Annotated in this window: 11 protein-coding genes and 1 pseudogene; 3 read left to right on the top strand and 9 right to left on the bottom strand. The window is 69.9% G+C overall.

Translation table 11 applies throughout. From position 1 onward, the window contains the following. Positions 1-45 precede the first annotated feature (45 nt). Entirely contained in the window at positions 46-627 is a 582-nt protein-coding gene (locus tag OHN74_RS33845) for a DUF1697 domain-containing protein (protein WP_327698360.1), read from the bottom strand. A 234-nt stretch (positions 628-861) separates the two neighbouring features. Here OHN74_RS33845 and OHN74_RS33840 point away from each other — a divergent pair, with 234 nt between their 5' ends. Continuing rightward, positions 862-3,132 (top strand): MMPL family transporter, encoded by a 2,271-nt coding sequence (locus OHN74_RS33840; RefSeq protein WP_327698359.1) that lies wholly within the window; start codon positions 862-864, stop codon positions 3,130-3,132. Between the two features lie 100 nt (positions 3,133-3,232). Here OHN74_RS33840 and OHN74_RS33835 read toward each other — a convergent pair. From OHN74_RS33835 to OHN74_RS33820, 4 genes and pseudogenes are all read right to left on the bottom strand, one after another. Next, a pseudogene (locus OHN74_RS33835) lies at positions 3,233-3,499 on the bottom strand (glycosyl transferase); the annotation flags it as partial. Continuing rightward, on the bottom strand, positions 3,500-4,780 hold the full coding sequence (locus tag OHN74_RS33830; protein WP_327698358.1) for an ABC transporter substrate-binding protein: 1,281 nt from the start codon (positions 4,778-4,780) through the stop codon (positions 3,500-3,502). Beyond that, positions 4,780-5,613, bottom strand: a complete 834-nt coding sequence (locus OHN74_RS33825) for a carbohydrate ABC transporter permease (protein WP_327698357.1) — start codon at positions 5,611-5,613, stop codon at positions 4,780-4,782. Before OHN74_RS33825 ends, OHN74_RS33830 begins: the two co-directional genes overlap by 1 nt. Beyond that, complete coding sequence (locus OHN74_RS33820) at positions 5,610-6,548, bottom strand: carbohydrate ABC transporter permease (protein ID WP_327698356.1); 939 nt, start codon at positions 6,546-6,548, stop codon at positions 5,610-5,612. Before OHN74_RS33820 ends, OHN74_RS33825 begins: the two co-directional genes overlap by 4 nt. 194 nt (positions 6,549-6,742) lie before the next feature. Between OHN74_RS33820 and OHN74_RS33815 the strand changes: the two genes are divergently transcribed. Continuing rightward, positions 6,743-7,609, top strand: coding sequence for a phosphotransferase enzyme family protein (locus OHN74_RS33815; RefSeq protein ID WP_327698355.1), 867 nt, complete (start codon positions 6,743-6,745; stop codon positions 7,607-7,609). An 89-nt stretch (positions 7,610-7,698) separates the two neighbouring features. Here OHN74_RS33815 and OHN74_RS33810 read toward each other — a convergent pair whose 3' ends face one another. After that, positions 7,699-8,601, bottom strand: a complete 903-nt coding sequence (locus tag OHN74_RS33810) for a LysR family transcriptional regulator (RefSeq protein ID WP_327698354.1) — start codon at positions 8,599-8,601, stop codon at positions 7,699-7,701. 94 nt (positions 8,602-8,695) lie between these two features. Between OHN74_RS33810 and OHN74_RS33805 the strand changes: the two genes are divergently transcribed. Beyond that, complete coding sequence (locus OHN74_RS33805) at positions 8,696-9,679, top strand: DMT family transporter (protein ID WP_327698353.1); 984 nt, start codon at positions 8,696-8,698, stop codon at positions 9,677-9,679. A 113-nt stretch (positions 9,680-9,792) separates the two neighbouring features. On the opposite strand, the gene OHN74_RS33800 is transcribed toward OHN74_RS33805, so the two are convergent. The 3 genes from OHN74_RS33800 to OHN74_RS33790 form a co-directional block, all read right to left on the bottom strand. Continuing rightward, the gene (locus OHN74_RS33800; protein WP_327698352.1) at positions 9,793-10,515 is read right to left on the bottom strand and encodes a 3'-5' exonuclease; all 723 of its coding nucleotides are present in this window, start codon (positions 10,513-10,515) and stop codon (positions 9,793-9,795) included. A 111-nt stretch (positions 10,516-10,626) separates the two neighbouring features. Beyond that, positions 10,627-11,865, bottom strand: a complete 1,239-nt coding sequence (locus OHN74_RS33795) for an SAV2148 family HEPN domain-containing protein (protein WP_327698351.1) — start codon at positions 11,863-11,865, stop codon at positions 10,627-10,629. Positions 11,866-11,979: 114 nt separating this feature from the next. Beyond that, entirely contained in the window at positions 11,980-13,308 is a 1,329-nt protein-coding gene (locus tag OHN74_RS33790) for a copper amine oxidase (RefSeq protein ID WP_327698350.1), read from the bottom strand. Positions 13,309-13,338 lie beyond the last annotated feature (30 nt).

Genomic DNA, 13,338 nt, shown 5'->3' with positions numbered 1-13,338 from the left:
GGGTCGCGCTCCCGGTCACGGTCACGGTGTCGGGCGGCGTGGGTGTCACCTGCCCGGGGTCTCGTCCTCGGTCAGCTCCACCAGTTTCACGACGGTGTTCCAGTTGCGGGTGGTCGCGATCAGGCCCTTGAGGAACCGGGGCTTGGCGAGCTGCTCGGCGAGTTTGGAGCGGCCGAGTCCGTCGGGCGCGTACAGGTACAGCGCGCGGTCGCCGAGCCGGAACTCCTCGGGGAGGTGGGCGGCCTGGTCGATGTCCGCGAAGCGGCTGTCGTCGACGGGCCTGGAGAAGTAGGTGACGTGGAGTTGCTTGGCCTCCAACTCGGCTGCGGGGAAAGGGCAGTTGTCCCTGATCGCCCGCAGGTGGGTGTGGTCGCGCACGATCACGTCGACGGTGAATCCGAAGTGTTTCTCGATGGCCCGCGAGATCTCCCCGGCGAGGGACTCCTCGTCCCCGTGGCCGGTGGCGAAGACGGCGTTACCGCTCTGCAGATACGTCCGGACGCCGTCGTACCCGAGGCCCTCCAGCAGGGTGCGCAGCTCGGCCATCGGGACCTTCTTGTTGCCGCCCACGTTGATGCCGCGCAGCAGCGCCGCGTAGGTGGTCGTCGCCTGCTCACCTGTCGTCATTCGCACACCATAAGGCGGCCCACTGACAGCCTCCCCGAGGAACCACCCCGAGATCGTCTTTTAGATGTAGGGGGCCGGTGTCCTACCCAGTGGGGAGACGCCGGTACCCGAGGGGAGGACTTCGGCCGACCGCACCTCACCGGCGAGCACGAGGAGATGGTCTTATCCGGCCCATACCTTCGAACTAAAGGTGATGGCAGGGGGCTGTCGCCGCTTACGAGGGGGCAGCCCGTCATGGGGAACGGAGAAACGCGGGTACGGGGCATAGCCGCCCGGGCCGGCGGCTGGAGTGCCAAGCACCGCTGGGCGGCCGTCGGGATCTGGGTGCTGTTCGTCGTCCTGGCGATGGGCCTGGGCTCGGCGGCCGGCAGCGTCGAGGTCAAGGAGAGCGACCAGCTCGGGGGCGAGACCCACACGGCCGCCAAGATCATCGAGGATGCCGGGATCGACGAACCCGCGAGCGAGACCGTCCTCATCCAGGCGAAGGGCGCGAGCGTCAGGGCCACGGACGCCGCGTTCCGGGCCGCCGTCGCCGACGTCATCAAGGCGGTCGACGGGACCGGAAAGGTCACGGACGTCCAGTCGCCGTACGACACGGACACCCTCTCGAAGGACGGACGCAGCGCTCTCGTCCAGTTCGACATGCGGGGTGACGCCGAGACGGCGGGCGACCGGGTCGAGCCGGTGCTGAAGGCCGTCGCGGACGTCCAGAAGGACCACCCGGAGCTGCGGATCGAGGAGATCGGCGGCGCCAGTATGAACAAGACGTTCGACGACGCCTTCGGGGACGACTTCAAGAAGGCCGAGCTGTCCGCCGTGCCGGTGGCCCTCGGTATTCTGCTGATCGCGTTCGGCGCGCTGGTCGCGGCCCTGCTGCCGGTGGCACTGGCGGTCACCGCGATCATAGCGACGATGGGTCTGATGGGTATCGTCAGCCACCTCCAGCCGATGGACGACACCGCGAGTTCCGTGATGCTGCTCGTCGGTCTCGCCGTCGGCGTCGACTACTGCCTGTTCTATCTGCGCCGGGAGCGCGAGGAGCGGGCGGCGGGCCGCAGTCCCGAGGCCGCGCTCCAGATCGCCGCGGCGACCAGTGGCCGCGCGATCATCGTCTCCGGTGTCACGGTGTGCGTGGCGATGGCGGGCATGCTGTTCACCGGGCTCGCCACGTTCGAGGCGATGGGACTGGCCTCGCTCATGGTCGTGGCGGTCGCCATGGTCGGTTCGGTGACGGTCCTTCCGGCGCTGCTGTCGCTGCTCGGTGAGCGGGTAGAGAAGGGCAGGATCCCGTTCCTGCACCCGGACAAGCGGCGCAAGAACGGCAACCGCGGCAAGGGCAACGGGGAGAGCCGTTTCTGGACGGCCGTGCTGAAGGTCGTACTCGCCAGGCCGGCCATCTCGCTGGTCGTGGCGGCCGGTGCCCTGCTCGCCGTGGCCGCGCCCGCGCTCGGCATGAAGACCCAGAACCTCACCCTGGACCAGGAGTTCGGCGACTCGCTGCCGATCGTCGGTACCTACAACCGCGTCAACGACGCGTTCCCCGGCGGCTCCGAGCCCGCCGAGGTGATCGTCAAGGCACGGGACATCAACGCGGCCGACGTGCAGTCCGCGCTCGCCGACTTCCGTGCGCTGGCGGTCAGTTCGGGTGCCTCGCGCGGCCCGGTGGACATCAAGCTGCACGACGCCGAGAACATCGCCTTCGTGTACGTCCCGCTGGTCGGCGGTTCCGACCTGGACAAGGCGGGCGAGAGCCTGGACAAGCTGCGCGACGAGGTACGCCCGGCCACCCTCGGCAAGGTCGACGGCGTCCAGGCGCCGATCACCGGACAGGTCGCGGGCTCGAAGGACTTCAACGACCAGCTGGGCGGCGCGGTCGCCCCGGTCTTCGCCTTCGTGGTCGTCTTCGCCTTCCTGCTGATGCTGCTGTCGTTCCGCTCCCTGACGATCGCGATCACGTCGATCGTGCTCAACCTGCTCTCGGTCGGGGCCGCCTACGGCATCCTGGTCGCCGTCTTCCAGCACGGCTGGGGCGCGTCGCTGGTGGGTGCGGAGGGCGTGGGCGCCATCATCACCTGGCTGCCGCTGTTCCTGTTCGTGATCCTGTTCGGCCTGTCGATGGACTACCACGTGTTCGTCGTCTCGCGTATCCGCGAGGCGCATCTGCGGGGCCGTTCGACGAAGGACGCGATCCAGCACGGGGTGGTCACCACGGCCGGGGTCGTCACCAGTGCCGCCGTCATCATGGTCGCCGTGTTCGCGATCTTCGGCACGCTGTCGATGCAGTCCATGAAGCAGATGGGTGTGGGTCTCGCGGCAGCGGTGCTCATCGACGCGACGATCATCCGCGGTGTGCTGCTGCCGGCCGTCATGGCCCTGCTCGGGGAGCGCAACTGGTACTTCCCGAAGTGGCTGAACCGCTTGCCGGACCTGACGCACGACGAGGCCCCGGAGCCCGTGTCGCCGCCTCAGCCGCCCGCTGTGGAGGGCGATCGGGTAGGGGTCTGAGTACTCCTCCCACTCACCCTTCACATCTGTTGAACACCCGGCAAATCCCTTGAACTGAGGGCCCGTTGGTCACCGGGGAGCCAACGGGCCCTCTTCCCGTTCAGGTCGTTGGTGCGGCCGGCAGCCCGGCCTCGATCAGCTCGGCGGCCCGCCGGGGGCCACCCTCCCTCACCATCCCGGCCCGGACCTCCGTGAGCCGCCGGGCGACCTCCGAATCGTCCACGAGTGCGAGGGCGGCCTCGCGCAGCGCCTGGGCGGTCGCCTCTTCCATGGGCACACGGCGGGCGACCCCGAGCCCTTCCAGCATGTCGGCGTTGCCGAACCGGTCGACGGCCTGCGGTACGGCGATCATTCGCACAAGAGCCGCTCACCGCTGATAGCGCGCCAGCACCAGGTTTCCGTCGTCCTCCAGCCGTTCTCGCAGTTCGGCGAGGTCGATCGCCCCGCTGTAGTACTCCTGGAACGCGGGCGTGGCGACCTTGTCCTTCCACTCCGGGTAGCCGCGCACGGACTGGGCGGGGGCCGAGCGGAGGTGGGTGGCGAGGGCGGTGCCCGTGGCCCAGCCGTCCTTCCGGGTCCGCAGGGAAGGGGACTTCAGTGCCTGGGTGCCCGTGGGGAGCATCCAGTCGCCGAGGGCGAGCCGGACCATGTTCTCCGGGCGCAGCATGAAGTCGATGAACTCGGCCGCCTCCCGCTGGTGTCGGCTGTCCTCGGCGATGGAGAGGGTCTGCGGGCTGACACCCTGGGTGAGTCCGTCGGCGCCCGCCGGTGCGGGCAGCACCTGCCACTCGAAGCCCTTCGGGGCCTGCTGCGCGATCTGCTGACGGTAGGAGAAGCCGAGCGGGACCATCGCGTACCGGCCGCCGAAGAACCCGGGCAGGGTGTCGGAGCCGCCGCTTCCCAGCGTCGAACCCGACGCGCTGTCGTCGGAGTTGACCTGGTCGTGGATCGTACGGGGGACCACCTGCTCCGGGGCCGTGAAGCGGACGGTCACCTTGCCGTCCGCGTCCCGGTGGAAGAGTCTGCCGCCCGCGGACAAGGACAGGTTGAGCGTGGCGGAGACGGGTTCCTTGAGCGGCCAGGCCACGCCGTATCTGCCGTCGCCGCTGAGCTGCCGGGTGATCTGCCTGAACTCCGGCCAGCTCCAGGGCTGCTCGGGGGTCGGGATCCGTACGCCCGCCTCCTTCAGCCATTTCGCGTTGGCGATCAGCACCCGCGGTTCCTGGAGGAACGGCACGCCATAGACGCCGTCCCCGAAGGTCGTCGTCTCCCAACTGCGCTGCGGGATGTCGGACTTGAGCCGCTCGGGCAGCAACTCGCGCAGATCGGCGAGGTAGCCGCCGTACGCGAAGTCCGCGAGGTCGTCCGAGGCGTCATGGATGATGTCGGGGGCCTCACCGCCCTCGAAGGAGGTGAGCAGCTGGTCGTGGATGCTGTCCCAACTCCCTTGTACGTACTCGACCTTGACGTCGGGATGGGTCGCGTTCCACTCCTTCACCAACGCCTTGTTGGCGGCGACGGACTCGTCCTGCCAGGCGAGGGACTGGAAGCGGAGGGTGATTCGGCCGTCCGCGGTGGTGTCCCCGCCGCCTGTGCAGCCGGCGAGAAGCAGCACGATGACGAGGACGACGAGCCGTCGCGCGCGCATCAGCCCTTCACCGCCCCGGCCGTCATGCCACCGGTGATACGGCGCTGGATGAGCGCGAACACGACGAGCGAGGGCAGTGTCGCCAGGAACGCGGCGGCGGCCAACGGGCCGAGATCCGCAACGCCCTCCGCCCCGATGAAATGCGTGAGGACGACCGGCAGGGTCTGTTTCTCCGGGGTCTTGAGGAGCACCAGGGCGAAGAAGAACTCGTTCCAGGCGGTGACGAACGCGAACAGAGCCGTCGCCACGATCCCCGGCGCCAGCAGCGGAGCCGTCACGGAGACCAGGGTGCGCAGGCGTCCGGCGCCGTCGACGGCCGCCGCCTCCTCCAACTCGGCGGGCACGGCCCGTACATACCCGACGAGCATCCACAGCGCGAACGGCAGCGACCACACCACGTACACCATCACCAGCCCGAAGACGGAGTCGATCAACCGCAGGTTCTTCAGCACGAGGAACAGCGGGATGATGACCAGCACGAACGGGAACGCCTGGCTGACCACCACCCACCCTGTCGCCGCCCGCCCGAGCAGCGTGCGATGCCTGGCCATGACGTACGCCATCGGGGTCGCGAGCAGTACGGCGACCAGCGCGGCCGAGGCCGCCGCGAGCAGGGAGTTCAACGCGGCGTGCAGCAGCGGCTGTTCGTCGAAGGCCTGGCGGAAGTTGTCGAGGGTGGGGTGCTCCGGGATCCAGGTGGGGTGCAGACTGCCCAGTTCGCGCGGGGACTTGAAGGCGGTGGACAGGAGCCAGAGGAACGGCAGGGCCAGAAAGGCGAGGTAGGCGAGAAGGGCCGCGTACTGCCCGACGCGGGCGCTCGTGCTCGTCCTCAACTCTCCTCACCTCCCCTCAGCCGGCCGACGAGGAACACGGCGAGAAGGACGGAGATCAGCGCGACCATCACACAGCCCATCGCCGCCGCGTAGCCGAACTGGCCGTAGCGGAAGGCCTCTTCGTAGGCGAAGAGCATGGGCAGCCGGGTGCGTCCGCCGGGGCCGCCGTTCGTCAGGACGTACACCAGGGCGAAGGAGTTGAAGTTCCAGATCAGGTTGAGGGCGGTGATGGCGAGCGCGACCGGCCGCAGCGCGGGCCAGGTGACCGTCCGGAAGCGGCGCCAGGCGCCGGCGCCGTCCATGGCCGCGGCCTCGTGCAGTTCACGCGGGGTGTTCTGCAAGCCGGCGAGCAGGGCGACCGTCGTCTGCGGCATCCCCGCCCAGATCCCGACGACGATGACGGCGGGCAGCGCGGTCGCGAGGCCGCTGAGCCAGTCGCGTCCGTCACCCAGGCCCAGGTCGCGCAGCGTCTCGTTGAGTACACCGGCGTCCGCGTTGTAGACGAGCCGCCACATGATGCCGACGACGACCTCGGGCATCGCCCACGGGACGATCGCGAGGGCGCGGGCCAGCCAGCGCAGCCGTAACTCCTGGTTGAGGAGGAGGGCGAGGCCGAGGGCGAGCAGGAACTGCGGCACGGTCACCCCGGCCGCCCAGACCAGCCCGATCCGGAACGACTCCCAGAACAGCGTGTCGTGCAGCAGGTCCTGGAAGTTGAGCGTGCCGATCCACCGCGTGGACGCGGTCCGGCCGGACTGGGCGTCGGTGAAAGCCAGCAGGATCCCGTACACCAGCGGTCCCACGCTCAGGACGAGGATCGGGATCAGGGCGGGCAGGACGAGGAACCAGGCGCCGTGGCCGGTGATCCGACCGCCACCCGGCCCGGCGCGGGTCGAGCGCCCGGCCGGTCGCCTCGCACCGGTCGCCAATGTCACGTGATCGGCTCCTTTGGTCGCCCGAGGTGGCCCCGTCATGGTCGTGAAGCCCGTGTACGCCGTCAAGGCACCGCGCACACGCTCCCACCAGTGCGAATGCGACACTGACCGGCGGATGGCGTGAACCCGACGCCGTTCGCGGACGTACACGGACGTGGACAGCCGGGTACGAGTGACTGCGCGGGAGGCGGACGATGGACGAGGCACAGGCCCGGGACGTACTGGCCACGGCGGGCGTACTGCCCGGCACGGCACCGGACGTCCGGCTCCTGGCGCTGGGCGAGAACGCGGTGTTCGCCGCCGGTGACCTGGTCGTCAAGGTGGGCCGCGACGCCGAACTCCTCGACCGTGCGCGGCGGGAGCTGGACATCGCGCTCTGGCTCGCCGAGGAAGGCGTCCCGGCGGTACGCGCGGCCGACCCGAAGGCCCTCCTCGTCGAGGGCCACCCGGTGACGGTGTGGCACCGGCTGCCCGATCCGGTACGCGCCGCCGGCCCCCGGGATTTGGCCGAACTCCTACGGATCGTGCACGCCCTGCCGCTCCCCCGTTCCTTCACGTTGCCGCCCCGCGAACTCCTGGGCGGCGTGGAACGCTGGCTGCGGCTCGCGGGCGACGCGATCGACCCTGCGGACGCGGCATATCTGCGCGAGCGCCGCGACGGTTTCGCCGCGGCCGCCGCCGCGCTCACCCCGCAGCTCCCGCCGGGCCCGATCCACGGGGACGCCCTCCCCCGCAACGTCCACATCGGCCCCGACGGGCCGGTCCTGGTCGACCTGGAGACCTTCTCCGCCGATCTGCGTGAACACGACCTGGTGGTCATGGCGCTGTCCCACGACCGGTACGCCCTCCCCGCCGAGTCCTACGGCGCGTTCACGGAGGCGTACGGATGGGATGTGCGGGAGTGGGCGGGGTGTGGAGTGCTGCGCGGGGCGCGGGAGACAGCGAGTTGTGCGTGGGTTGCGCAGCATGCGCCTGTCAATCCGAAGGCGTCGGTGGAGTTCTCGCGGCGGGTGGAGTCCTTGCGGGCGGGGGATGCGGCTGTGCGGTGGTATCCGTTTTGAGTGCCTAGTGGGTGGGGCCTTGGTGTTGTCGGGCGTCTGCGGGTTGTTCGTGGCTTGTCGCGCAGTTCCCCGCGCCCCTCAAAGAGGCGCTACTCCTCGGCCCTGATTATTTGTGCCGCTCTGCGCAGTTCCGTCAGCACCGTTCGTACCGCCCTGCGGGCGGTTCGCTCCGGGCGGTGGAGGGCGTCGATGCGGCGTCTGGCATGGATGCCGCTGAGGGGCTTGAGGACGAGGTCAGGGTGCGGGCGTGAGGTCCAGCGGGGCATCAGGGCCAGGCCTCCTCCGGCGGCCACCACCTCCGCCGCGACCGAGAACTCGTTGATGCGATGGGCGAGATGGGGCCGGCGGCCCGCCGCGGTGGCGATGGCCTCGATCGTCGCCATGATCGGGAAGCCGTCGTGTACGGCGATCCAGGGCTGGTCGGCCACATCGCTGGGGGTCACTCGGCGTTTGGCGGCGAGCGGATGGTCGGCGGGCATGGCCACGTCGAGCGGTTCGCGCAGCAGCGGGGTCGCCGCCACCGTGCGCGGCCAGGGCCGGGCGTGGTCCAGGCGGTGGGCGAGGACGAGGTCGTACTCACGGGTCAGCGGCGGGAAGTCGTCCTGCGTGACGTCCTTGTCGGCCAGTGTGAGCACGGGCCCGTCCGGTCCGGTGAGGGAACGCAGCAGCAGCGGGAAGAAGGCGGCGCCCGCGCTGTGGAACGCCGCCACGGACACCTCCCCGTCCGGCCGGTCCAGGAACTCCTCGACGGTATGCCGGGCCCGCGCCAGCGCCGACTCCACCTCGGTCGCCGCGCCCGCCAGTGCCTGCCCGGCGTCGGTCAGCACCAGCCGGCGCCCCTGTCGCTCGGTGAGCGGGACCGGGATGGCGCGCTGGAGCAGCCGCAGCTGCTGGGAGATCGCCGAGGGTGTGACGAGCAGCGCGTCGGCGACCGCGGTGACGCTGCCCAGTTCACCGAGTTCGCGCAGGATCCGCAGCTGACGTTCGTCCATGGGGCCAGTGTAGGCAGACCGTGTAGGGAAACTAAAAGATCGTTTAAGAAGGTGGCCCTGTCCTTCAGGGTCGATGCCGGTGCACCGTAGTCGCGTGTCCGACTCCCGCCGTACCGACGCGGTACTCCTCCTGGTCGCGCTCGTCTGGGGTTCCAGTTATCTGTCCGCCCAGACAGCCACCTCCGCCCTGCCCGTTCTCGTGGTCCTGTTCGCGCGCTACGCCCTCTCCGCGCTCGCCTGTCTCGGCCTGATCGCCGCCGGGCGGGGGAAGGAACGGCAGCGGGGCACCGACTTTCGTCTGTGGACCCGCGAGGAGGTGCGGGCCGGGCTGCCGCTCGGGGTCACGCAGGCCGCTGTCCTCGTCGTGGAGACGTACGGAGTCGCCCACACGACCGCCGCCAACGCGGGCCTGATCATCAGCCTGACCATCGTGCTCACCCCTCTCCTGGACCGCGCCGGGCACCCCGGCGGGCTGCCTCCGGCCTTCTACGCCGCCGCGGGCGTCTGTGTCCTGGCCGTCGGCCTGCTGATGTCCGGCAACGGTTTCCACGCGCCGCGGCTGGGTGACCTGCTGATGCTGGGGGCGGCGCTGGTGCGGGCGGTCCACGTGGCTCTGGTGGGACGCCTCACCACGGGCCGGCCGATCCGCCCTCTTCACCTCACGACGTTCCAGACCGTGATCGGCACGGCTCTGTTCCTGCCGGCCGCTGCTCCCGACCTTCCGGCGCTGGTCCGAGCCGACTCCGGGACATGGACGCAGTTGCTCTATCTCGCCCTGTTCTGCAGCGTGTTCGCGTTTCTCGCCCAGACCTGGGCCGTGCAGCGCACCTCGGCGAGCCGGGCCAGCCTGCTGCTGGGGACGGAGCCGATCTGGGCCGCCGCGATCGGGATCGCCCTGGGCGGCGAGCATCTGACGGCGTTCACGGCGCTGGGTGCGACGCTGATGGTCACGGGCACGTACTGGGGGCAGTCGGTGGAACGCGCCCACCGCGCGGCACAGGCCAAGGTTCTCGCCCCCGCCGCCCCTACCCGTCCCATCCCTGAGGGCTCCGCCCCCGGACCCCCGCTTCGGCCCTGAACGGGCCTCGTCCTCAAACGCCGGACAGGCTGGATGGTGCCGACCGGCGCTGAAGAGGTACCTCCCGGGCCGGACACATGCGGTGAACGGGCAGGCGGATGGAAAACTCCCCCTCAGACCACCCCGCCCACAACCTCCCGCACAGGCCACGTCCCGTCGACCACCGCGTCGACCTCCCCCTTGCGCCGCAGGAAGCTCTGGAAATCCGCCGCCCACTCCGCGTACCACTCGATCTGACGCCGGTGCAGTTCCACCGGCCCGAGCCCCGCGATCTTGGGGTGCCGCTCGGCTATCGCGCATGCCAGCCGCGCCGCGGCCAACGCGTCCGCCGACGCGTCGTGAGCAGCGTCCAGCGAGACGCCGTACTCCCGGCACACCGCTTCGAGGTTGCGCTTGCCGCGCCGATAGCGGTCGACGGAGCGGTCGATCGTGTACGGGTCGATCACCGGCGCCGGATCCGGACCGCCCAGCCGCTCACGCAGGGACGGCAGGCCGTGTCGTCGCAGCTCCGCCGAGAGCAGGGTGAGGTCGAAGTTCGCGTTGTAGGCGACCACCGGTACGCCCGTCTTCCAGTACGTCGCCAGCGCGTCCGCGATCGCGTCCGCGACCTGGTCGGCCGGCCTGCCCTCGCTGGTCGCGCGCTCGTTGGTGATGCCGTGCACCGCCACCGCCTCCGCCGGGATCTCCATACCCGGATCGGCCAGCCATTCGCGGTGGCCGAGCGGCTCACCGCCCCTCACCTCGATCACCGCGCCGGTGACGATGCGTGCCTCGCTCGGATCCGTCCCGGTCGTCTCCAGGTCGAAGCCGATCAGCAGCTCATGGTGCCAGCCCATGCCTGGCCCCCCTTCTTGCCTTCTTGGTGGTGCTTTCCCCCAGTGGTCTCCACGATCCCATGAGCCACTGACAATCAGAGGACCGCATTCCGCTTGAGGAGGACAGGCAGGTCAGGACACCGGACGTGAATCCGCCCAGGCCACCTCGAACTCCTCGCGATATGTCGGGAAAAGGCCTATCTCCTCCGCCTCGCCCGACTTGACCAACCGGCTTCCGCCCCGCAGCACCAGCACCGGCGCCTCCATCCCGCGCGTCCGGCGCAGATACGTCTGCACGATGGCGACCCCGTCCGAGCCGTCCCCGTCGACGAGGTAGGCGGTGAAGCGGGGAGTCTCGTCGAAGACCTGGATCTCGAAGGCGCCCGGATCGCGCAGCTTCGACCGCACCCGGCGCATGTGCAGGATGTTCATCTCCACGGCCCGGCTCAACTCGCCCCGTTTGAGGCCGAGTTCCCGCTCACGCCGCTTCACCGCACTGGACGCGGGGTTCAGGAACAGCAGCCTCACCCGGCAGCCCGACTCCGCCAGCCGTACCAGTCGCCGCCCGGAGAAGTTCTGCACAAGAAGGTTGAGACCGATACCGATGGCGTCGAGGCGACGCGCGCCGCCGAAGATGTCCTCGGCCGGGAACTGGCGCATCAGCCGTACGCGGTCGGTGTGTACGGCGACCACGTCCCCGTACCGTTCACCCACCAGGTCCTCGACCGCGTCCACCGGCAACCGGCGCGCGGAGGGCACGTCGCCGCCCGTACCGAGGGTCTCCAGGAGCTTGCCCGAGGCCCGCTCGGCCTGGCCCAGGACCGCCTCGGACAGGGCCCGGTTGCGGGAGACGACGTTGCGGGTGACCTCCAGCTCGTCCAGGGCGAGTTCGACGTCGCGGCGCTCGTCGACGTACGGCTCGAAGCACGGCCAGTGCTGCACCATCAGCTCACGCAGCTGGGGGAGGGTCAGGAAGCTGAGGACGTTGTCGTCCGCCGGGTCGAGCAGGTAGCCCTTGCGGCGGCTGACTTCGCGTACGGCGACCGCGCGCTGCACCCATTCCTGGCCGGCCGGTCCGGCGGCGGCGACCACCCACTCGTCGCCGTGGACGGGTTCGTAGATGGGACGCAGGACGGCGGCCACGACCGCGCGCAGCCGCTGTTCGACCAGGTTCAGCCAGATGTAGGCCCGGCCGGCCCGCTGGGCGCGCGTACGCACCTCGCGCCAGGCGTCGGCGTCCCAGTCCAGTTCCGGTCCAATGGAACCCGTCTCCATCGGCCGTGCCAGGGACACCGCGCCGGGCGGGACCTCTGTGGAGTTCCCCTCGTGACCCTCGTCACCAGGGGGCAGCTCCAGCCCTCCCGAGCCCACCCGCGCACCGCCTTCCGCTCCCCCGAGCTCTCCCCGTGGCCGATCCCGGCCGACGATCAAGGAAGGGTACTCCGGGAGCGGTCAACGGTGCAGCAGGATGGACATGGTCGTTTCTCAACTACCGCTTTCGACATGCCCGTTCTGGTCGGCGAGCCCGGCGGGAGTGAGCGGATTCATAGCCGTGACATCGCGCGGGGCGATGGAGAAGCCCTGCCAGTGGACGGGCATGGGCTGCTGGTCCTCGTCCCGGGCTATGTGGTGGAAGCCCACATTCACCCAGACCAACGGGTGGGTGAGGGTCTGGCCGTTGACCCATCCGTCGACGGACTTCTTGGCACCGGCACCGCAGTCGCCCAGGTTGTCGCTGGCGAACTGCTCGCACTTGTTGTACTCGGTGAAGTAGACGTCGTGCCGGGTGTAGCTGCGGCCCGGGTACTTGGTGGTGGCGGCGGGGACGATCTCGTACGACCGCGCGTGACCGTCCTTGTTCTTGCCGGTGGCGCTGACCATCCGCCACCAGCGCATGTTCTTGGCGTCGCCCGCGAGTTCCTTCTTGACCTGGGTGCGGGTCGTCTTGTTGGTCGGCCCCTCCTGCCCGTTCGCGGGCGGGCTGACCACGGAGTCGTACTGCTCGACCTTGCCCTTGGACGAGCCGTCGAGGCCGAAGTCGAGCCGCCAGAAGACGTTGTGGCTGTGGCTGGTGGCGTACGCCTTGGCACCCTTGCCGATGGGCCAGCCGCGGCCGTCGCCCGCGTCGTAGTCCTCGGGCGCGAGGCTGCCGGTGGCGCCGACGTTCATGTTGACGGTGCCGTCGTCCTGGAAGCGCCACTCGGTGATGTACTCGTACCAGCCGACCTGGTTGACGGTGTAGACGAGCAGGTCCTTGCCCTGGGTCTGCCAGACCTTGTTCCCGGTGTCGCTCTGCATGCGGTAGGCGTGGCCGCGCGAACGGGTCGTGGTGCACAGGCCCTTGACGTTCGCGTTGTCCGGGTCCCAGGCCTCGGGAACCTTGACGGTCTTGATGGTGCCGCCGGGGCATTCACCGGGCGCCATGTTCATCAGGCCCTGGCCGAAGCCCGCCTGGGTGAGGTCCTGGTACTCGGCCTTCCCGTCGTCGTAGGGGACGTGTATCTGGCCGAGCCTCGCGGAGTTGAGGACCTTGATCGGCTGGGACTCGCCCGGGGGCTGGTACGAGACGTTCTCCAGGACGAGCCCGGCCTCGCTCTCGTAACGCCAGCACATCCGCCAGGTGGTGCCGGTGGCGAGCTTCTGCTCGATGCGGTAGGGCGCGCTGCACTCGGCGGGCGGCACGGGCCCGGCCTTCGGCTGGGCGGCGGCCGGTCCCGCCGCGGTGGTGAGGCCGGCGGACAGCGCGACCGCCGAGAGGCCCACGAGTCCGACCGTCGCCCGTCCCCGGGTACGGCTGTTTCTTTTGACACGCATGACGAAGAGGCTCCCTGGGAGGAGAGAAAG

It is taken from the genome of Streptomyces sp. NBC_00459 (genome assembly GCF_036013955.1).
Taxonomy (GTDB): domain Bacteria; phylum Actinomycetota; class Actinomycetes; order Streptomycetales; family Streptomycetaceae; genus Streptomyces.
The sequence above is the reverse complement of the archived record's forward strand: the minus strand, read 5'-3'. Positions and strand labels throughout refer to the sequence as shown.